The sequence below is a fragment of the Zunongwangia sp. SCSIO 43204 genome (assembly GCF_019904275.1).
Taxonomy (GTDB): domain Bacteria; phylum Bacteroidota; class Bacteroidia; order Flavobacteriales; family Flavobacteriaceae; genus Zunongwangia; species Zunongwangia mangrovi.
Map to the genome: position 1 here is coordinate 1,018,322 of NZ_CP063204.1, position 18,932 is coordinate 1,037,253.

Genomic DNA, 18,932 nt, shown 5'->3' on the forward strand with positions numbered 1-18,932 from the left:
GTAATAAACCGAAATTATGAAAACAGTAGATGATTTTAATTTTAAAGATAAACAAGCTTTAATTCGTGTGGACTTTAACGTACCACTTAATGATGATCTTAAAGTAACCGATGCTAACCGTATTGAAGCTGCTAAACCAACTATTTTAAAAATCTTAGAAGACGGCGGAAGTGTTGTATTGATGTCTCACCTTGGTCGCCCTAGCGGTAAAGAAGCAAAATTCTCTTTAAAAAATATCGTTAGTAAAGTTTCTGAAGTTGTTGGTGTAGAACCAAAATTTGTAGAAGACTGCGTAGGTGCAGATGTGAAAAAAGCTGCAGATGAGCTAGAATCTGGAGAAATTCTTTTACTTGAAAATTTACGTTTTCATAGTGAAGAAAAAGCAGGTGACGAAGATTTTGCAAAACAACTTTCAGAACTTGGTGATATCTATGTAAACGATGCTTTTGGTACGGCGCATAGAGCTCATGCCTCAACTACAATTGTAGCGCAATTTTTTGAAGATAAATGCTTTGGTTATTTATTAGCTAAAGAAATAAAAAGTTTAGATAAAGTATTAAATAGTAAGGAAAAGCCGGTAACTGCCGTGTTAGGAGGAGCTAAAGTATCTTCTAAAATAACAGTAATCGAAAATATTCTTGATGCTGTAGATCACCTGATTATTGGTGGTGGTATGACATATACTTTTATCAAAGCGCAGGGAGGATCTATTGGTAATTCACTTGTGGAAGAGGATAAGCAGGAATTAGCTTTAGATATTCTTAAAAAAGCAAAAGAAAAAGGAGTACAGGTACATCTTCCTGTAGATTCTATCATTGCAGATAGTTTTTCTGAACAGGCAAGCACTCAGGTAGAATCTGTAGATAATATTCCTGATGGATGGATGGGATTAGATGTTGGGCCAGAAACCTTAAAACATTTCTCTAATGTTATCGCAGAATCTAAAATAATTCTTTGGAATGGTCCGTTAGGAGTATTCGAAATGGAAACTTTCGCAAAAGGAACAATCGAACTTGGTAAAGCGATTGCTGAAGCTACTAAAAACGGTGCTTTCTCTCTAGTTGGAGGAGGAGACTCTGTAGCTGCGGTAAAACAATTTGGCTTTGCAGATAAAGTTAGTTATGTTTCTACCGGAGGTGGTGCAATGCTAGAAATGCTAGAAGGTAAATCTTTACCAGGTATTGAAGCTATTAGCAAATAAACCTTTATCGAAATACCGATTTTCGATAAAACAAGGTATACTTTTTGATCAAAATTTTAACCAATTTTAAGAACCTCGAAATAAGCTTTCGAGGTTCTTAGTTAGAAATCGAGATTAAAAGTTTGTAAACATTAAATTTAAATCCTTAAACATAGGAAAAATAGGTTCTAAACGAGATATGAAGAAGCAAGTGTGTTTGTTACTGGGATTATTTGCAGCCTTCGCTGTGAGTGCTCAGGAAAAAGAAAAATCTAAAAAACAGGTAGAAAAAGCCAATTTCCGAGTTCAGATTTTTCAAAAAGTAGATAGTACAGAGATCATACTTGCAGATCCAGATCCAGAATTTCAGAAAAAATTACCAATTTCTGCAGTGATCAGAGATTCTTCCAAAGTTTCGCTAAGTGATATGCCTCATGCCGCAAAAATAGATTCTGTTTGGCGAGCAGAGCTTACTAATTCAGATCTATATGAAACTATTCAAAAATCCATAGCAGAACAGGATTACGAAGAAGTTGTTTTTGATGATTTGCCTACCGATACTTTAAAAGTTCGATTAGCAAAATTAAACGCCAGAACGCCTTTTAATATTGAATATAACCGAAGTCTGGAAAGTGTTATAAAAATGTATTTAAAGCGCAATAAACAGGCTATGGAGCGCTTAATGGCATTAAGTGATTACTACTTCCCAATGTTCGAGCAGGAATTAGATAAATACGATATTCCGCTAGAAATAAAATATCTTGCTATTGTAGAATCTGCTTTAAATCCAAGAGCAAAATCCCGAGTGGGCGCTACCGGTTTATGGCAGTTTATGTTTACTACGGGTAAAATGCACGATCTTAACGTGAGTAGTTATGTTGATGAGCGTATGGATCCTGTAAAAGCTACCGAGGCTGCTGCACAATATTTATCTCGACTTTATAAGGTTTTTGGAGATTGGGATCTGGTTTTAGCTTCTTATAATTCTGGTCCAGGTAATGTTTCAAAAGCAATAAGAAGAAGTGGTGGATCTACAGATTATTGGTCGATAAGACGCTATCTGCCTAGAGAAACTGCTGGTTACGTACCTGCATTTTTAGCCACCCTGTATATTTTTGAATATGCAGATGAGCATAATTTTCAGCCAAAAAGACCAGAAATCCCTTATTTTCAAACCGATACTATTCAGGTAAAAGAACTACTAACCTTCGATCATATTGCTAAGATCACCGGAACTAATAAGGAGTTACTTCAATTTTTAAACCCAAGTTATAAGCTGGATATTATTCCTTTTGTAGAAGATAAAAATTATGTGGTAAGGTTGCCAAGAACAAAAACAGGCGCTTTTGTAAATAACGAATCTGCTATTTATCAATATGCTGAACAGGAAATAGCAAACAGGGAAGAGCCTTTGCCTAAATACGTTGAAACAGAAGATCGTATTAGATACCGAGTAAGAAGCGGAGATTATTTAGGAAGAATTGCAGAAAAATATGGAGTAGGAGTAAGTAGCTTAAAGCGCTGGAATAATTTACGAGGTAATAATATTAGAATAGGCCAATATTTAACTATATATCCCAGAAAACCAGTAGCTACCACACAAAAGGCTACAGCATCCAGTAGCGCGAAAACCACCAAAAAGGGAAATACAAAATTATATACAGTACAGCGGGGAGATTCGTTATGGAGCATTTCTAAGAAGTTCCCAGGCGTTACGGTACAGAATTTGAGGACATGGAATGATATGAGCAGTACACGCCTTAAACCAGGGATGAAAATTAAGGTGTCTAAAGGCTAATAACCAAACTTAAATTCAAAACTAATATCATGAAAAAATTAGTATTTCTTGCGCTTTCTCTTCTAACGATCATATCCTGTAAAGAAAAATCTGATGAGCCCGCAAAACGTATTTTAGCAGATTCTTCGGGTAATATCAATCAGCTTTCTGTTGTAATGGATAATAGCCTTTGGGAAGGGCAGGTAGGTGATGCCTTAAGAGATAATCTTGCAGCACCGGTAGAAGGTTTACCACAGGATGAGCCTTTATTCAGTTTAAGTCAGATTCCTCCAAATACATTTACCGGTTTTGTACGTCGTAGCCGTATATATTTAAAGGTTGAAAAAGGTAACGACAGCTTGGCTATTGTTAAGGATCAATATGCTACGCCGCAAACAGGAATCATAATTACCGGCCAGAGTCAGGAGCAGATCATTGAGCGTATTAATGCATCTTCAGATAGTATTATAGATGTTTTAAAAGCTACCGAAATTAAAGAAAAGCAGCGTAGAATTGGTAAGTCGCCAGAATCTGATGAAGAGCTGGAAGAAGCCTTTGGCGTTTCTATGAAGTTTCCAACAGCTTATCGATATGCAGCACAGGAAGACGATTTTATCTGGATAAGAAAGGAAATACCAAAAGGCTTGATGGAGATCTTAGTTTACGAAGTTCCGTTAAGCACTATCGATAAAGATTCTAGTGTAATCGCTAATATTGTAAAAATGCGTGATAGCATTGGTGAAAAATATATTCCGGGACCTGTAGAAGGAAGTTATATGATCACGGAAGAAGCTTTTGCGCCATATTTATTTGAAACTAAGATCGATGGACATTTTGCTTATGAAACTCGTGGTACCTGGGAAGTGAACAACGCTTATATGGCTGGGCCTTTTGTTAATTATGCGATTAGAGACGAAGAAAACGATCGTTATTTAATTGCTGAAGGATTTATTTTTAGACCAGCAAGCAGTAAAAGAGATCATGTATTTGAGCTGGATGCGATCCTAAAAACATTAAAATTCAATAAGTCTTAAAGGGAAACTTTAGGATTGGTTATCAAAATAAAAAAGCCCGTTCGATAAGAACGGGCTTTTTAAGTATTATTTTTTTTAGGACTACTTGGTGTCTTCAACCTTTTTGGCATCAGAAGCAGAACTTGTAGTGGTATCATCATCATCCTTAGATGCATCTTTAAACTCCTTAATTCCACTTCCTAATCCTCTCATCAATTCAGGAATTTTTCGACCTCCAAATATTAGTAAAACCACGATCACTATTAATACGATCTGTGGCGCTCCTATAGCTAATGGTAACATAAATGCATTCATAACTCGATATTTATAATTACAAACTTAACAAGAATAAACTAATATATACGTTAATATGAACAAAATATATGCAATTTATTAATTATAATGCGTATAGCTCTTGTAAATGTTAATTGGGTAACCGACTTTTAATTACTGGAATTTAAACTATTATTCATTTTCAAATAAGCTGCAATTAGATAGAAATCTGCAATTTTGGATTATCGATCAAAACTGTTAGATAGCATAAATTTTACAGTATCTTTGTCTAAGGTTTTTATGTATGTCGAAAAAGAAAAAAAATAAGAAGAAATTTACCAGAAAACTACTTCATAAATACCGAATGGTAATTTTAAACGAGGATACTTTTGAAGAAAGATATTCTTTAAAATTAACCCGTTTAAATGTTTTTGTTCTGGTAACAACAAGCGCTATTTTATTAGTAGCAGCAACCACTTTTATTATTGCCTTTACACCTTTAAGAGAATATATTCCAGGATATTCTTCGCCACAATTAAAAGAACAGGCAGCAGAATTAGCATACCAAACAGATTCTCTTCAAAATGTTTTGAAACTGAACAATCAGTTCTTAGGATCGATAAAAGGAGTTTTGTCTGGAGATTTACAAACTTCAGATCTTAACCGCGATTCTATTGCTAAATTCTCTCAGGACAATCTCGAAGTTGAGGTTATCCCGCCATCCAGAGCAGATAGTTTATTAAGAGAAGAAGTGGCTTTAGAGGATAAATACAATATTTTGCCGGGCGCTACAGATAATATCGATTTTTCTTTATTTCCGCCGGTAAAAGGAACGATTACTGAGGGATATGATGCTGAAGAAAAGCATTATGCGATAGATGTGGTAATTCCTAAGAATTCACCCGTAAAATCTGTTGCAGATGGACGTGTTATTTTTGCTGAATGGACCACAGAAACCGGCTATGTAATTATCGTAAAACATGATTATGGATTAATTTCTGTATATAAACACAACGCCTCATTAACCAAAGAACAGGGAGATTTTGTAAAATCTGGCGAAGTAGTGGCAACCGCGGGAAATACTGGAGAATACACCACCGGCCCACATTTGCATTTTGAATTATGGAACGAAGGAAACCCTGTAAACCCAACCGATTATATTGATTTTGAATAGTCTATGTCATTAAAATCTTTTGCAGCTAAAATATTCGCTAAAACTATCAGAAAGAAAATTGATGTCTGGGCTTCAAATCCTCTTGAAGCGCAGCAGAAAATCTTTGATGAATTAATTTCTAAGGCTAAAAACACCAATTTTGGAAAAGATCATAAGTTTGATACTATAAAAACGCATGCCGATTTTGTTCAAAATGTACCTGTAAGAGATTACGAAGCACTTCGTAATTATGTGGATAAAATGGTTGTCGGTGAAGAAGATATCTTATGGCCGGGAAAACCTTTGTATTATGCAAAAACATCGGGAACGACCAGCGGCGCAAAATATATCCCAATTACCAAAGAAAGTATGCCTACGCATATTGAAGCAGCACGAAATGCTATTCTTTGTTATATTGCTGAAACCGGAAATGCAAAGTTCGTAGACGGTAAAATGATCTTTTTACAGGGAAGTCCAGAGCTTACCGAGAAAAACGGAGTGAAATTGGGACGATTATCGGGTATTGTGGCACATTATGTACCTGGTTATCTTCAAAAGAACAGAATGCCAAGTTGGGAAACTAATTGTATCGAAGATTGGGAGACCAAAGTTGATGCAATTGTAGAGGAAACCCAAGATTTGAATATGACCGTAATAAGCGGAATACCAAGTTGGGTGCAAATGTATTTTGAAAAATTACAACGTAAAACCGGTAAAAAAGTAGGCGATATTTTCACGAATTTCGACCTGTTTATTTACGGCGGAGTAAACTATGAACCTTATCGCTCTAAATTTGAAAATCTTATTGGTCGTAAAGTAGATAGTATCGAATTATATCCCGCTTCAGAAGGTTTTTTCGCTTTTCAGGATAGCCAAAAAGCAAAGGGAATGTTACTTCAGCTAGATAGCGGTATTTTTTACGAGTTTATTAAAGCTGAATCTTTTTTTGATGAAGATCCAAAGCGACTAACGATTGCTGAGGTAGAGCTTGGCGTAAACTATGTAATGATTATTAGTACTACCGCCGGACTTTGGGCGTATAATGTTGGCGATACCATTCAGTTTACCAGTTTAAAACCGTATCGAGTGATGGTTTCGGGAAGGATTAAGCATTATATTTCAGCTTTTGGGGAGCATGTTATTGCCAAAGAAGTAGAGGAAGCCATGCAGGTTGCTTCTGAAAAAACAGGAGCTAGAATTAACGAATTTACAGTTGCACCACAGGTAAATCCTTCCGCAGAAGAATTACCATATCACGAGTGGTTTATTGAGTTTGAAAAAGAACCTGTAGATTTATCGAATTTCAGGAATATTCTGGATAAATCGCTTCAGCAGCAAAACTCTTATTATTTTGATCTTATTGAAGGAAATATTTTGCAGCCGGTAAAAATCTCTAAAGTCCCAACAAACGGATTTCAGGCGTATATGAAATCGATTGGCAAATTAGGTGGGCAAAACAAGTTACCAAGGCTTTCTAACGATCGTAAAATTGCCGAGGTTTTAGAAAAGATAATTAAGAAATAAAAAGTATAAAATTTGAAATTAGAAGGAAGAACGAGAGCGCAGGAAAGTACTAATGCGATAGAACGTATGTATATTACCATGAGACACCTTTTTAACAGGGGCTTTTACAAACCAATGGGTGTTTCTGGAGAAACTTTAAGAGAAGGATTATTGGCATTAAGACCAGAAATTTATGGTTCTGTTGCTGAAGATAAAGCCGAGCTTAGCGGGTTATTGTATGTTTTAGAGCGTCTTCCTATTGGGATAGAACAATGTCGATATATCAATCTAACCAGTGACGAAGGCTATGGTGATTCGCATTTTCAGCCAATTGTGCCACCAAAACGTCGTAGAAACTGTTATCGAATAGATGAGGAGCAAATGAATATCGAGATTACCAGAGGACGATCTGAAATCTATGATATTCTTACGCATTTAACCTTCCTTTTTATTGAATCTCATAAGATTATGAGACGAGTAGTGATCGACGAGGATGGAAGTGTAAACAGGGACTGGAAAAAACTGGAAGCTGTAGTACTTTCTGATAAAGAAATCGATAAATCTGAGCGTGAAGTTGCGTTAACCCACACTGCCAATATTTTAGGCCGAACTTTTTTCGAGGTTTCTACCATTTATCCTAAGTTTTCTACTCCGGGTAATCCAGAGCAGTTTTTACATATTATTTACTGGATGGGAAAACTGGCGATAGAAGAAACAGTAAATAATGATAAAAGGATCATCACATTTAGTCCGATTCTTAGAGAACGTTTAGGACATCATATTCATGGAGAAGTTTGGGCAGATAAGATTAAAAAATATCTGGTAGAAGAAGAGTTATTAAAACGTCCTATTCATATTATCAGTGCCAATATGCATAGTGTGATGAACACGCTGTATGCGCCGTTAGCACTAAAAGCTGAAATTAAAAAGAAAGATATTCTTCAGATTTATGAAATGCTAAGTGACTCTTCAAATGGGCAGGTTCGCCAGAAGGTTTCAAAATTAGCGCTTTCTGGAGGGATGAAGTTTATAGAAGATTCCAGCGGAACCAATATCGATGTTCAGGTTTTTGATACAGCTAAGTTAGAAGAAGGCTTCAGAAATAAAGAATTCAAATCCCTTAAGGAAGAAGAAAAGCCAGTAATTATCGTGATGGATTATGCTTTTGGAGAGCAGGCTTATGAAACAATGGACGAGCTTCTAAAACCATATATTATTGACGAGGAAGAGATTAAAATGAATGTGAAATCGGTTTCTATTATGGGGAAAGCCGGTATTTTAGAAGGAGGAAAAGGAGATATTATGATCCCTTCTGCGCATATTTTTGAAGGAACAGCAGATAATTATCCTTTTAAAAATGAACTTACTAAAGATGATCTTGAAGGGCACGGTATAAAAGTAGTTGATGGTAGTATGATCACCGTTTTGGGAACTTCCTTACAAAACCGCGATATTCTTAAGTTTTTCCATGATTCTACGTGGAATGTAAGTGGTTTAGAAATGGAAGGAGCGCACTATCAAAAAGCAATTCAGGCCGCTAGTAAACTTAGAAAAAGCATTGCTGAAGATGTGCAGGTACGATATGCATATTATGCCTCAGATAATCCATTAGAAACCGGAAGTACTTTAGCTTCAGGAGGTTTGGGAACTACGGGTGTAAAACCAACTTATTTAATTACTGAAAAAATACTGGAGCAAATCTTTAATTCTTAAAGTTCTTGTAGTAAATTTAAGATTAGATGTTTTCTAAATGATTTTTTTAAAATCGATTAATAATATTTAAATGGGCAAAACTGTATTAATTACAGGAGCAGCGGGATTTCTAGGTTCGCATTTGTGTGATAGATTTATCAAAGAAGGCTTTAGGGTGATAGGAATGGATAATCTTATTACAGGCGATATTCGTAATATAGAGCACCTTTTTAAAAATAAAGACTTTGAATTTTATAATCACGATGTAACCAAGTTTATTCATGTTCCCGGAAAGTTGGATTATATACTTCATTTTGCATCGCCTGCCAGCCCAATAGATTATTTAAAAATCCCTATTCAAACTTTAAAAGTAGGATCTTTAGGAACACATCATTGTTTAGGTTTAGCAAAAGAAAAAGGAGCCAGAATTCTTATCGCTTCAACTTCAGAAATTTATGGAGATCCTTTAGTACATCCGCAATCTGAAGATTATTATGGGAATGTAAGTACTATCGGGCCACGTGGAGTTTATGATGAAGCAAAGCGATTTCAGGAATCATTGACAATGGCCTATCATAGGTTTCACGGTTTAGAAACCAGAATTGTGAGAATCTTTAATACTTACGGGCCAAGAATGCGATTAAATGATGGTAGAGTAATACCTGCATTTATTGGTCAGGCATTAAGAGGTGAAGATTTAACCGTTTTTGGAGATGGTTTGCAAACTCGTTCTTTTTGTTATGTAGACGATCAGGTAGAAGGGATATACAGGTTACTTTTTAGTGATTATGTAGAGCCTATAAATATTGGTAATCCAGATGAATTAACGATTAAAGACTTTGCTGAAGAAGTTATTAAGCTAACCGGCACAAGGCAAAAAATCGTTTATAAAGATTTACCAAAAGACGATCCTTTACAGCGCCAACCAGATATTACCAGAGCTAAAGAAATTTTGGGATGGGAGCCAAAAGTATCTAGGGAAGAAGGGATGAAAATCACTTATAACTACTTCAAAAATCTATCTAAAGAAGATTTATTGAAGAAAGAGCATAAAGATTTTACTAAGCATAATAGAAAGTAAATAATGCAAAATCCTTTGGTTTCTGTGATTATGCCTGCCTATAATTCGAATGAATTTATTTCGCAGGCAATCGAATCTGTGATTGCTCAGCACTATAAGAACTGGGAACTTATTATCGTAGATGATGCTTCAAAAGATGCTACGGTAAATACGGTTCGTAATTATGTAAATAAAGATGCTCGCATCAAAATCTTTAGAAATGAAATTAATTATGGTGCGGGTTATACCAGAAATAAGGCGGTTAAAGAAGCCACAGGAGAGTTTATAGCTTTTTTAGATGCAGATGATTTATGGAAACCAGAAAAGCTCTCTCAGCAGCTTAAATTTTGCCTGGAGAATAAAGCTAAGATTGTTTTTAGTAGCTATGATCGGATTAGTGAGAATGGAGAATCTTTAAACGAAATTATCGAAGCTTTACCTTTTATAAATTATTCAAAACTGATTAAAAGCAATTATATAGGTAATCTTACCGGGATGTATAATGCAGCTAAAATTGGTAAAGTTTACCACCCTGAAATTCGAAAAAGACAGGATTGGGCAATGTGGCTTGAAGTTATCAAAAAAGGAGGTACCGCCCACGGAATGGAGGAATCGCTTGCTTTATACCGAATAAGAAAAGGTTCTGTTTCTGAAAATAAATTAGAAATGCTTTCCTATAATTATAAGATCTACAATAAAGTTCTAGGCTTTGGAAAACTAAAAAGCATGTATTGGATTTTGGTCTTTTTGGGAGAACATTTTTTTGTGAAATCCAGGCAGGTAAAATCAGTCGATTAATGAAGTAAATTGCTTTAGTTTTCCGCTTTTACTTCGGGTAAGGCTTTGTTTTCTTTTAAAATTAACTTTCAGGTTTTTACCAACATATTTTTCAACTGCTTCAGCGATTTTGGTTGTTTCTTCAGTATTAAATTCGGTATCCCGTACGTATTCAATCTCAAAAGAATCCATTTTAGTTTGAGTAACTACAAATTCTTTGGTGTTACCGGTATCGTCGATAATCGTTTTAGTTACATAGTAAAATGTAAGTCCGGGAACTATTTTTCCATCAGCAAGTTTTGCGACATCGCTGGTTCGCCCGATCAAAGATTCTAATATTGGCTTTTTTGGCGTACTTTTTTTAGACATAAAACCAATGTCTCCAATGGCATAACGAATAATAGGGTGCGCTTTATTAAAAAGAGAAGTGATCACCACTCTGCCTTCTTCACCGGGAGGTAAAGTTTTATTGTTTTTATCTACAATTTCGATAAAAAGATCTCTGGAGTTTAGGCACCACTCTGCTTGCGGATTTTCGAAGGCAATAAGTCCTACTTCGCTGGCACCATATTCATTTACCACGGGGACACCAATAGCTTCTTCGATTAACTTTTTATCCTTATCAAATAAACGCTCAGAAGTAACAATGCAAAGTTTTAAACTGGGACAAATGTCTTTAAGCACAATCTCTTTTTTCTTTAAAAATTTAGAAAAAAGCAGGATGGCACTGGTGTATCCATTTAAATAATCGAATCTACTTTTCTTAAAACGATCGAGAAAATTCTGCAATTTCACCTCGCTAAGATCAAATATACTAAAGCGTCTTCTAAGACTTATTCGGTCCTTAATACGTTCCTGTAAATTACCATAAAAATCTAACGGAATACCATAAAATCTGGCTTGTAGCGATTTATTGAGATCTATACCATGCCAGTTATAATGATCGTTAAAACCTTCCCAGGCCATTGCGTGGCAAAGTTTATCTTTAGCAAAACTAAAGGGATGGCCACTACTGCCAGAAGTTTTACCTATGTAGCTATTTTTTAAGTTAAAGCCATCGCTTAAACGCTGCTTTAAAGGTTGTTGCAGATCGGTTTTCGACATTATAGGAATATCTTCCCATTTTTCGATCGATCGATCACCAATAAAGCCTTTGTAGAAATTGTTATTAGTTAGATGATAATCAACAATTTCCTTTTTCTTTGTTTCAATAAAATTTTGGTATTGGTTAACCGGAATCTGGTCGATTTCGTCCAACATTTTTCGAGCCCTGTTTACAGGGAATTTATTAAGCTGAAGCGAAAGTTTAAACCAATCCAAAACTTATTAATGCTTTTTTATTCAAATTTATTGGTGCTTCAATTTACAAACAATTATTTTTGAAGCCCAAAATAAATATTTCTTAAAAATGAAAATCTTAATACTAGGTTCGGGCGGTCGAGAGCATACTTTTGCTTACAAAATTGCACAAAGTCCAAAATGTGAAAAACTGTATATAGCTCCCGGGAATGCCGGAACTTTAAATGTAGGGAAAAATGTGAGCCTAAATGTAGGAGATTTTTCTGGTATTAAAGATTTTATTATTGAAAAAAATATAGACATGCTGGTCGTAGGACCAGAAGATCCTCTTGTAAAGGGAATTACAGATTTTTGTAAAAACGAGCCAGGTTTAAAGGAACTTTTAATCGTAGGACCATCAAAACAAGGAGCATTACTTGAAGGTAGTAAAGAGCGCGCAAAAGAGTTTATGGCGATGCATAATATTCCAACTGCTGCTTACGAGAGTTTTACAGCAGAAAGCCTGGAAGCAGGTAAAGTATTTTTAGAAACTTTAAAAGCTCCTTACGTTCTTAAAGCAGATGGTCTTGCAGCTGGTAAAGGCGTTTTAATTTTAAATGATCTTGCTGAAGCTAAAGCCGAATTAGAAAATATGCTGAAAAATCAAAAATTTGGAGAAGCCAGTGCAAAGGTGGTGATCGAAGAATTTTTAGATGGTATAGAACTAAGTGTTTTTGTATTAACCGATGGTAAAAACTACAAGATCTTACCAACAGCCAAAGATTACAAGCGAATTGGTGAAGGAGATACTGGATTAAATACAGGTGGAATGGGCGCTATTTCTCCGGTTCCTTTTGCCGATGCCGAGTTTATGCAGAAGATCGAAGAGCGTATCGTAAAACCTACCGTAGATGGTCTTGCTGAAGAAAATATCGATTATAAAGGTTTCGTTTTTATTGGATTGATAAAAGTAGGAGAGGAGCCTTATGTGATCGAATATAATGTAAGGATGGGAGATCCTGAAACCGAAGTTGTTTTACCTAGAGTAAAATCTGATCTGGTTGAAGTACTAGCCAAAGCAGCGCAGGGAAAACTTGATGAGGTAGATCTAGAAATCGATGAAAGAACGGCTACAACCGTAATGATGGTTTCTGGTGGTTATCCAGAAGCTTACGAAAAAGGTAAAGAAATAACCGGAATAGAAAATGTTGAAGATGCATTAGTATTTCATGCCGGTACGACTACAAAAGATGATAAAGTTGTGACCAATGGGGGTCGTGTAATCGCAGTAACTGCTTTTGGAGAAGATTACAAAAAGGCACTAAAAAAATCTTATCAAAATGTAGAAAAACTACAATTTGATAAGATGTATTTTAGAAAAGATCTAGGATTCGACCTTGCTTAGGATTATCCTAAGTAAGGTTTAGATCTCGTGTTTTCGTCATCAGCGTCTTGGAAAATCTTAAGTTGTTTACACCAGTAAGCAAAAGCGATCATTCCAATGATAATAAATACAAAGTTGATGGCGTTAGCACCCCACCAAGAGTCAAGTTCTAGGGAACGTAACCAATCAAGAGGCTTAAGAAGAACCTCTTCGAACAGCCAAGATATCCCTTCAAATATTTCAGTCATCGTTTAACATTGTTAGTTTAACACTACAAAAATAGAAAAAAGAGCAATGCTAACAAGCTTTTTTGCCAAATCAAAGCCAATTAATATTACGCTTGTCCTCGTATTGCTTTCTGGATTTTTTATTGCAGCTAATTTTCAGAATTGGTTTTTAGATTTTGAAATACTGAAATTCTTTAAAATCCTGGGTGTTTTTTTAGCACTAATGTTAGCACTTTTTTTACTGAATTTTATTGCTAAAAAGAACGATCTTACTCAGCGTAGCGCCTATAAAATCCTGCTATTTTCAGTGTTTTGCGCCTCTTTTTTTCCGTTGCTGCAAGATTATAATGTGATCATTTCAGCAACACTTATTCTATTGGCTTTACGCCGAATTATAAGCTTAAAATCACAAATTACGGTTGAAAAAAAGATTTTTGATGCTGCTTTTTGGATCTGTATTGCTTCCTTATTTTATTTTTGGTCGATCTTGTTCTTATTGATTGTTTTAGGAGGAATTATTATTTATTCGCCACGGCCTAAAAACTGGTTAATACCTATAACTTCAGCGGTATGTGTGTATTTGATCTATTGCTCGATCCATCTATTAATTTATGACCAATTTTATCTAATTTCAGATTGGTATCAGCCGTATAATTTCGATTTTTCAAATTATCAGTCTTTTAAATTTCTTACGCCAATAAGTATAATTTTGGCACTTACGCTATGGTCTTTGGTGTATTATTTTTCCATTATTCAAAAGGCAGGAGTGAGTCTAAGACCTTCTTTACATCTTATTTTATTTACATTAATTATTGGTGTTTCGGTAGGCATTTTCGCTCCAAGTAAGAATGGGAGCGAGCTTATTTTCTTTTTTATTCCACTTAGTATTATCGTTTCAAATTATTTTGATACCGGCCGGGATAAGATCTTCAGGGAAATACTTTTATTAATATTGATTTTGATGCCTTTTGGGGTACTTTTTATTCAGAATAAATAATTTCATTCAAAAAGACATTCGGCAATTGTTAACTATAGAAGAACCCAAGACCATGTTTAGCAGTTCTAGATTTTGTAATACCTTTGCAGTTCAATTTAAAATATTCAATAAAAACGTCGAATCTTGAAATTTTCAGATTTTAGAGGCGTTTAAACTATTCAGTTTTAAAAAATCGATATAATGTTTACAGATAAAGCAAATAAGATCTTTCAGGAAGTGATCAAAAAATATCACGAAATTGATAGCGTAGATCAGCCTTTTACAAATCCTTACAATAGCGAATCACAGCTTATCGAACATCTTTTGTATAGAAAATGTTGGATAGATACGGTACAATGGCATTATGAGGATATTGTAAGAGATCCTAATATCGATCCTATTGCTGGTTTAAAACTGAAACGTCTAATCGATGCCTCTAACCAGGATCGTACAGATACTGTTGAATATATCGATAGTTATTTTCTTGAAAAATATAAGGCGGTTGAGCCTAAAGAAAATGCAACGATCAATACAGAGAGTCCTGCGTGGGGAGTAGATCGATTATCGATTTTAGCGCTTAAAATTTATCATATGCATGAAGAAGCGACTCGTGAAGATGCTTCAGCAGATCATAAAGAAAAATGCCAGGCAAAACTTGATATTTTGTTAGAGCAGCGAGTAGATCTTTCTTCGGCCATAGATCAGCTTTTAAAAGATATTGAGAACGGGGATAAATACATGAAGGTCTATAAGCAGATGAAAATGTATAACGACGACGAACTTAACCCGGTTCTTAGAAATAAATAAGAATACTATGAGCACTTCACATCAACATATTCCAGATGAGAATAGAGAGAAAAGTGCTCATATTCTAGCCATTCGCTTATCGGCGATGGGCGATGTCGCGATGACGGTTCCTGTGATTAGAACTTTTATGGCGATGTATCCTAATTGTAGGATCACCTTTCTTACCCGTCCTTTTTTTGCCCCTATGTTTAAGGGAATTCCTAATGTAGAGATTTACGAAGCCGACATTAATGGCGAGCATAATGGCGTAATGGGGTTAGGCAGGCTGGCTCGAGAATTGAGGAATCACGAGATCGAAATGGTGGCCGATCTTCACAATGTGCTTCGCAGTAATGTACTGAAATCTGTTTTTTATCTCTTCGGAATTCCAGTAAAACAAATTGATAAGGGAAGGGCAGAGAAGAAGAAACTTACCCGGGAAGATCATAAAGTTTTTAAAGAATTAAAAAGTACACACCAGCGCTATGCAGATGTGTTTGCAGACTTAGGTTTTCCTATAGATTTTAACTACCATATTTTTCCTGAAAAGCAGCAAATTCCGACTAAAATACATGAAATTGTAGCCCATTCTTCTAAAAAGTGGTTAGGAATTGCTCCTTTTGCACAGCATGCTTCTAAAGCTTATCCGGCAGATCTAATGGAAGAGGTTTTAAAAAAACTGAATAAGCAGAACGATATCCAGGTCTTTCTTTTTGGCGGCGGAAATGCAGAAACCAAAAAGCTACAATCCTGGGAGAAACAATTTGAGAACTGTTTAAGTGTTGCCGGGCTTTTATCTTTTGAAGAAGAACTGGCTTTAATCTCCAATCTTGATACAATGCTATCTATGGATAGCGGGAACGGGCACATGGCAGCAATGTATGGAATTCCGGTGGTGAGTATTTGGGGAGTAACACATCCTTATGCTGGTTTTAGACCTTTTCTACAGCCTTTTGAAAATTCATTGATCCCAGATTTAGAAAAGTTTCCAAAAATACCAACTTCGGTTTATGGAAATAAATACCCTGAAGGTTACGAATTTGCCATAAGAACCGTAACACCGGATAAAGTGGTAGAGAAAATAAACTCAGTGATAAACTAAAAAATAAAAGGCTTTCTGAAATACTGAAAGCCTTTTTTAAATAAAATAATATCCTGTTTTTAGATCCTAAACGTCGTCGTAATCTACTTTTATGGTAGGTGTAAGTGGATGCGCCTGGCAGGTTAAGATCAAACCTTCTTCGATCTCATCGTCTGTAAGGATTTGATTTTTACGCATTTCAGCTCTACCTTCAGTGATTCTGGCGATACAACTGCTACAAATTCCGCCCTGGCAAGAATAAGGAACATCAAGATCGTTTTCTAAAGCCGCATCTAAAATTACATCGGTTTGATCCATCACAAAGCTGGTTTCTTCATCATCAACCATAATGGTAATTTGCGTTTGGCCTTCAAGATCGGCTTCAACTTCACCGGTATCATCGCTGGTAAACAATTCGTAATAGATATTTTCTTCAGCAATACCGTTGTTACTAAGCACTTCGCTTACGTGATTGATCATTTCTTCTGGACCGCATAAATAAACCGCATCAAAAGAATGATCTTTAAATTTATTTTTCATCACAAAATTAACCGTGCTGGTTTCAATTCGGCCAAAATGTGCATTATCTTCCCTGGATCTACTAAATACAAACTCGACAAAAAGTCGATCTGGATAACTTGCCTGTAGTTCTAAAAGCTCTTTAAAAAAGATCGTATTTTCTGGAGATTTGTTTCCGTAGGTAAGAATAAATCTACTGTGATTTTCTTCAGAAAGTACTGTTTTTATTATCGATAGCACAGGAGTGATCCCACTACCGGCAGCAAAAGCAGCATAAGTTTTAGCTGTAGAAGAAGGCTCTAAAACAAATTTACCTTCAGGAGTATGAACATCTAAAATATCACCCGCCTGAAGTTTATTGTTGGCAACTACAGAAAATTTACCGCCTTCTACCTCCTTAACCGTTACTTTAAATTCTCCGGAATTTGGAGCTGAACACAGTGAGTATGCTCTACGTAGTTCTTTACCATCAACATCTGCTTTAATGGTAATATATTGCCCGGCCGTAAATTTGTATTCCTGCTGAAGATCTGAAGGAATCTCGAATGAAATACTCACAGCCTGAGGCGTTTCCCTAATTATTTCTTTTATTTTTAGTTTATGAAATGTTCCCATCAAAAATAATTTGTGGGCAAAAATACAAAGTATCAGCTTTTAGAGTGTAACAAAATACTAAATTTAGCTACAAGTAAGTAAAGCATTTTTTATGGTAGGGAAATTACTCAGTTTAGAGTGGAAATCTTTTACGCGTAGCGCAAGCTTTGGTAAAAGTCTTGGTTTGAAGATTTTCATGATCTTTTTAGCCGTGTATTTTGCTGTCGTGTTTCTTTTTATGGGAATAGGACTTTACCCAATCTTGAAAAAGATATATCCAGATAATGTTCCACTTTTAAAATTGAACGAATTTATTTTAGGCTGGCTGGCTTTTGAGTTAATCTTTCGATTTTTTATGCAAAGTCTTCCGATGGTACAAATAAAACCTTTACTGCTTCAGAATATAAGAAAGGCTAAGGTTATTAATTTTGTGTTGCTAAAATCGCTATTCTCGTTCTACAATATTTTACCACTTTTAATTTACGTACCGTTTGCCGTAGTGGTTGCAGTAAAAACAGATTATACCGCAGTTTCTATGATTGGCTGGGCGATTAGTGTGTTATTCTTAAGTTTTTCGATTAATTTTTTCAATTTTCTGATCAAGAAGAAGTTTGCTGAAGATCTTAAATCTTTTCTACCTGCAATTATTGTGATTTTAGCCTTAGCGGGGTTAGAGTATTTTAATATTGTTCCGGTAAGTGAGAAGTTTGGGATTTTCTTAAATTATGTGTTAGAAATGCCATATTTGGCAATTTTGCCTATAATTCTTTGCTTGTTGTTATTTGTTTGGGTTAAGAATACCCTGAAAAAGAAATTTTACTTAGACGCTGGTCTAAAAACTAAGCAAAAAGAAGTAAAATCTCAGGATTTTGAGTGGTTAAAACGATTTGGAGAGGTATCAACTTTCCTTCAGTTAGATATGAAGTTAATTTGGCGAAATAAACGTCCAAAATCAACGGTTTTTCTTTCATTTTTCTTTCTCTTATATGGCTTGTTATTTTTCACCAATTCGGTTTACGAGGGAATGCCGGTAATGTTTGTTTTTGCAGGTATTTTTATATCAGGAATATTTATGATCAATTTTGGCCAATTTGTGCCTAGCTGGGATGCTGCCTATTACCAAATGATCATGTCGCAAAATATACCAATGCGTAAGTATTTGGCTTCTAAAGCTGCGCTGATAAGTTTTAGTATCATTATTTTAACCATTTTAAGTACGCCTTATGTTTACTTTGGCTGGAATATACTACTCATTATTTTTACCTGTGCCTTATATAATCTTGGTGTAAATGTGCCTTTATTAATGTTTACAGGCTCGTTTAATAAAAAGCGAATCGATCTGGAGAAGAGTCCGTTTATGAACTACCAGGGAACTGGTGCTGCGCAATGGTTGGTGGCGATTCCGTTATTGGCCGTTCCGTTAGGGATCTTTTATCTGTTCTATAAACTCTTCAGTTTTAATATTGGTCTTTTGGTGATAGGAATTTTAGGAGTAATTGGTATTCTTCTAAGAAACTATTTAATGGATAGAATTACTATTCAGTATAAAAAGAACAAATACGCCATGATTCATGGATACAAACAAACCGGAGACTAAGCGATCTTTTTAAACAAAAAGTAGGACTTAAAAATTAACCTTAACTATACAAATCTCGTAAA

At 35.3% G+C, this 18,932-nt stretch carries 17 protein-coding genes; 13 read left to right on the plus strand and 4 right to left on the minus strand.

What is annotated here, in order from left to right; genetic code table 11:
* The first annotated feature begins 16 nt into the window (after positions 1-16).
* The 3 genes from pgk to INR75_RS04475 all read left to right on the plus strand — a co-directional run bounded on the left by pgk (position 17) and on the right by INR75_RS04475 (position 3,991).
* The gene (gene pgk / locus INR75_RS04465) at positions 17-1,201 is read left to right on the plus strand and encodes a phosphoglycerate kinase (RefSeq protein ID WP_092539822.1); all 1,185 of its coding nucleotides are present in this window, start codon (positions 17-19) and stop codon (positions 1,199-1,201) included.
* A 178-nt stretch (positions 1,202-1,379) separates the two neighbouring features.
* Complete coding sequence (locus INR75_RS04470; RefSeq protein WP_223090937.1) at positions 1,380-2,978, plus strand: lytic transglycosylase domain-containing protein; 1,599 nt, start codon at positions 1,380-1,382, stop codon at positions 2,976-2,978.
* A gap of 29 nt (positions 2,979-3,007) precedes the next feature.
* Positions 3,008-3,991: a DUF4837 family protein gene (locus INR75_RS04475; RefSeq protein WP_223090938.1), complete on the plus strand. Its 984-nt coding sequence runs from the start codon at positions 3,008-3,010 to the stop codon at positions 3,989-3,991.
* Positions 3,992-4,072: 81 nt separating this feature from the next.
* Here the strand turns inward: INR75_RS04475 and INR75_RS04480 are convergent, their stop codons facing one another.
* Positions 4,073-4,285, minus strand: coding sequence for a twin-arginine translocase TatA/TatE family subunit (locus INR75_RS04480; RefSeq protein WP_223090939.1), 213 nt, complete (start codon positions 4,283-4,285; stop codon positions 4,073-4,075).
* 262 nt (positions 4,286-4,547) lie between these two features.
* Between INR75_RS04480 and INR75_RS04485 the strand changes: the two genes are divergently transcribed.
* From INR75_RS04485 to INR75_RS04505, 5 genes are all read left to right on the plus strand, one after another.
* Complete coding sequence (locus INR75_RS04485; RefSeq protein WP_223090940.1) at positions 4,548-5,417, plus strand: M23 family metallopeptidase; 870 nt, start codon at positions 4,548-4,550, stop codon at positions 5,415-5,417.
* A gap of 3 nt (positions 5,418-5,420) precedes the next feature.
* Positions 5,421-6,920 (plus strand): GH3 auxin-responsive promoter family protein, encoded by a 1,500-nt coding sequence (locus INR75_RS04490; protein ID WP_223090941.1) that lies wholly within the window; start codon positions 5,421-5,423, stop codon positions 6,918-6,920.
* Between the two features lie 66 nt (positions 6,921-6,986).
* Positions 6,987-8,612: a hypothetical protein gene (locus INR75_RS04495; protein ID WP_370629901.1), complete on the plus strand. Its 1,626-nt coding sequence runs from the start codon at positions 6,987-6,989 to the stop codon at positions 8,610-8,612.
* A 70-nt stretch (positions 8,613-8,682) separates the two neighbouring features.
* Positions 8,683-9,672, plus strand: a complete 990-nt coding sequence (locus tag INR75_RS04500) for a UDP-glucuronic acid decarboxylase family protein (protein WP_223090943.1) — start codon at positions 8,683-8,685, stop codon at positions 9,670-9,672.
* Between the two features lie 3 nt (positions 9,673-9,675).
* Positions 9,676-10,449, plus strand: coding sequence for a glycosyltransferase family 2 protein (locus INR75_RS04505; protein ID WP_223090944.1), 774 nt, complete (start codon positions 9,676-9,678; stop codon positions 10,447-10,449).
* On the opposite strand, the gene INR75_RS04510 is transcribed toward INR75_RS04505, so the two are convergent.
* Entirely contained in the window at positions 10,438-11,748 is a 1,311-nt protein-coding gene (locus INR75_RS04510; RefSeq protein WP_223090945.1) for a phenylacetate--CoA ligase family protein, read from the minus strand. The two genes, INR75_RS04505 and INR75_RS04510, sit on opposite strands and share 12 nt — an antisense overlap.
* 88 nt (positions 11,749-11,836) lie before the next feature.
* Here INR75_RS04510 and purD point away from each other — a divergent pair, with 88 nt between their 5' ends.
* Positions 11,837-13,111, plus strand: a complete 1,275-nt coding sequence (gene purD, locus INR75_RS04515; RefSeq protein WP_223090946.1) for a phosphoribosylamine--glycine ligase — start codon at positions 11,837-11,839, stop codon at positions 13,109-13,111.
* Between the two features lie 2 nt (positions 13,112-13,113).
* Here the strand turns inward: purD and INR75_RS04520 are convergent, their stop codons facing one another.
* On the minus strand, positions 13,114-13,338 hold the full coding sequence (locus tag INR75_RS04520; protein WP_223090947.1) for a uracil phosphoribosyltransferase: 225 nt from the start codon (positions 13,336-13,338) through the stop codon (positions 13,114-13,116).
* A 46-nt stretch (positions 13,339-13,384) separates the two neighbouring features.
* Between INR75_RS04520 and INR75_RS04525 the strand changes: the two genes are divergently transcribed.
* From INR75_RS04525 to INR75_RS04535, 3 genes are all read left to right on the plus strand, one after another.
* Positions 13,385-14,314, plus strand: a complete 930-nt coding sequence (locus INR75_RS04525; protein WP_223090948.1) for a DUF6427 family protein — start codon at positions 13,385-13,387, stop codon at positions 14,312-14,314.
* A 180-nt stretch (positions 14,315-14,494) separates the two neighbouring features.
* Entirely contained in the window at positions 14,495-15,100 is a 606-nt protein-coding gene (locus tag INR75_RS04530; RefSeq protein ID WP_223090949.1) for a DUF4254 domain-containing protein, read from the plus strand.
* A gap of 7 nt (positions 15,101-15,107) precedes the next feature.
* Entirely contained in the window at positions 15,108-16,181 is a 1,074-nt protein-coding gene (locus tag INR75_RS04535) for a glycosyltransferase family 9 protein (RefSeq protein WP_223090950.1), read from the plus strand.
* A 66-nt stretch (positions 16,182-16,247) separates the two neighbouring features.
* Here INR75_RS04535 and INR75_RS04540 read toward each other — a convergent pair whose 3' ends face one another.
* Positions 16,248-17,294: a ferredoxin--NADP reductase gene (locus INR75_RS04540; RefSeq protein WP_223090951.1), complete on the minus strand. Its 1,047-nt coding sequence runs from the start codon at positions 17,292-17,294 to the stop codon at positions 16,248-16,250.
* A 91-nt stretch (positions 17,295-17,385) separates the two neighbouring features.
* On the opposite strand from INR75_RS04540, the gene INR75_RS04545 reads away from it, so the two are divergent.
* A complete protein-coding gene (locus INR75_RS04545) occupies positions 17,386-18,870 on the plus strand; it encodes a DUF5687 family protein (RefSeq protein WP_223090952.1) in 1,485 nt (494 codons plus the stop codon).
* Positions 18,871-18,932: the final 62 nt, after the last annotated feature.

What these genes read in the sequence shown, in the direction of transcription:
- INR75_RS04530 (WP_223090949.1), top strand. Translation starts at nt 14,495, where the DNA reads ATGTTTACAGATAAAGCAAATAAGATCTTTCAGGAAGTGATCAAAAAA.
- INR75_RS04485 (WP_223090940.1), top strand. Translation starts at nt 4,548, where the DNA reads ATGTCGAAAAAGAAAAAAAATAAGAAGAAATTTACCAGAAAACTACTT.
- INR75_RS04500 (WP_223090943.1), top strand. Translation starts at nt 8,683, where the DNA reads ATGGGCAAAACTGTATTAATTACAGGAGCAGCGGGATTTCTAGGTTCG.
- INR75_RS04540 (WP_223090951.1), bottom strand. Translation starts at nt 17,294, where the DNA reads ATGGGAACATTTCATAAACTAAAAATAAAAGAAATAATTAGGGAAACG.
- INR75_RS04475 (WP_223090938.1), top strand. Translation starts at nt 3,008, where the DNA reads ATGAAAAAATTAGTATTTCTTGCGCTTTCTCTTCTAACGATCATATCC.
- INR75_RS04535 (WP_223090950.1), top strand. Translation starts at nt 15,108, where the DNA reads ATGAGCACTTCACATCAACATATTCCAGATGAGAATAGAGAGAAAAGT.
- INR75_RS04525 (WP_223090948.1), top strand. Translation starts at nt 13,385, where the DNA reads ATGCTAACAAGCTTTTTTGCCAAATCAAAGCCAATTAATATTACGCTT.
- pgk (WP_092539822.1), top strand. Translation starts at nt 17, where the DNA reads ATGAAAACAGTAGATGATTTTAATTTTAAAGATAAACAAGCTTTAATT.
- INR75_RS04470 (WP_223090937.1), top strand. Translation starts at nt 1,380, where the DNA reads ATGAAGAAGCAAGTGTGTTTGTTACTGGGATTATTTGCAGCCTTCGCT.
- INR75_RS04505 (WP_223090944.1), top strand. Translation starts at nt 9,676, where the DNA reads ATGCAAAATCCTTTGGTTTCTGTGATTATGCCTGCCTATAATTCGAAT.
- purD (WP_223090946.1), top strand. Translation starts at nt 11,837, where the DNA reads ATGAAAATCTTAATACTAGGTTCGGGCGGTCGAGAGCATACTTTTGCT.
- INR75_RS04520 (WP_223090947.1), bottom strand. Translation starts at nt 13,338, where the DNA reads ATGACTGAAATATTTGAAGGGATATCTTGGCTGTTCGAAGAGGTTCTT.
- INR75_RS04545 (WP_223090952.1), top strand. Translation starts at nt 17,386, where the DNA reads ATGGTAGGGAAATTACTCAGTTTAGAGTGGAAATCTTTTACGCGTAGC.
- INR75_RS04495 (WP_370629901.1), top strand. Translation starts at nt 6,987, where the DNA reads ATGTATATTACCATGAGACACCTTTTTAACAGGGGCTTTTACAAACCA.
- INR75_RS04480 (WP_223090939.1), bottom strand. Translation starts at nt 4,285, where the DNA reads ATGAATGCATTTATGTTACCATTAGCTATAGGAGCGCCACAGATCGTA.
- INR75_RS04490 (WP_223090941.1), top strand. Translation starts at nt 5,421, where the DNA reads ATGTCATTAAAATCTTTTGCAGCTAAAATATTCGCTAAAACTATCAGA.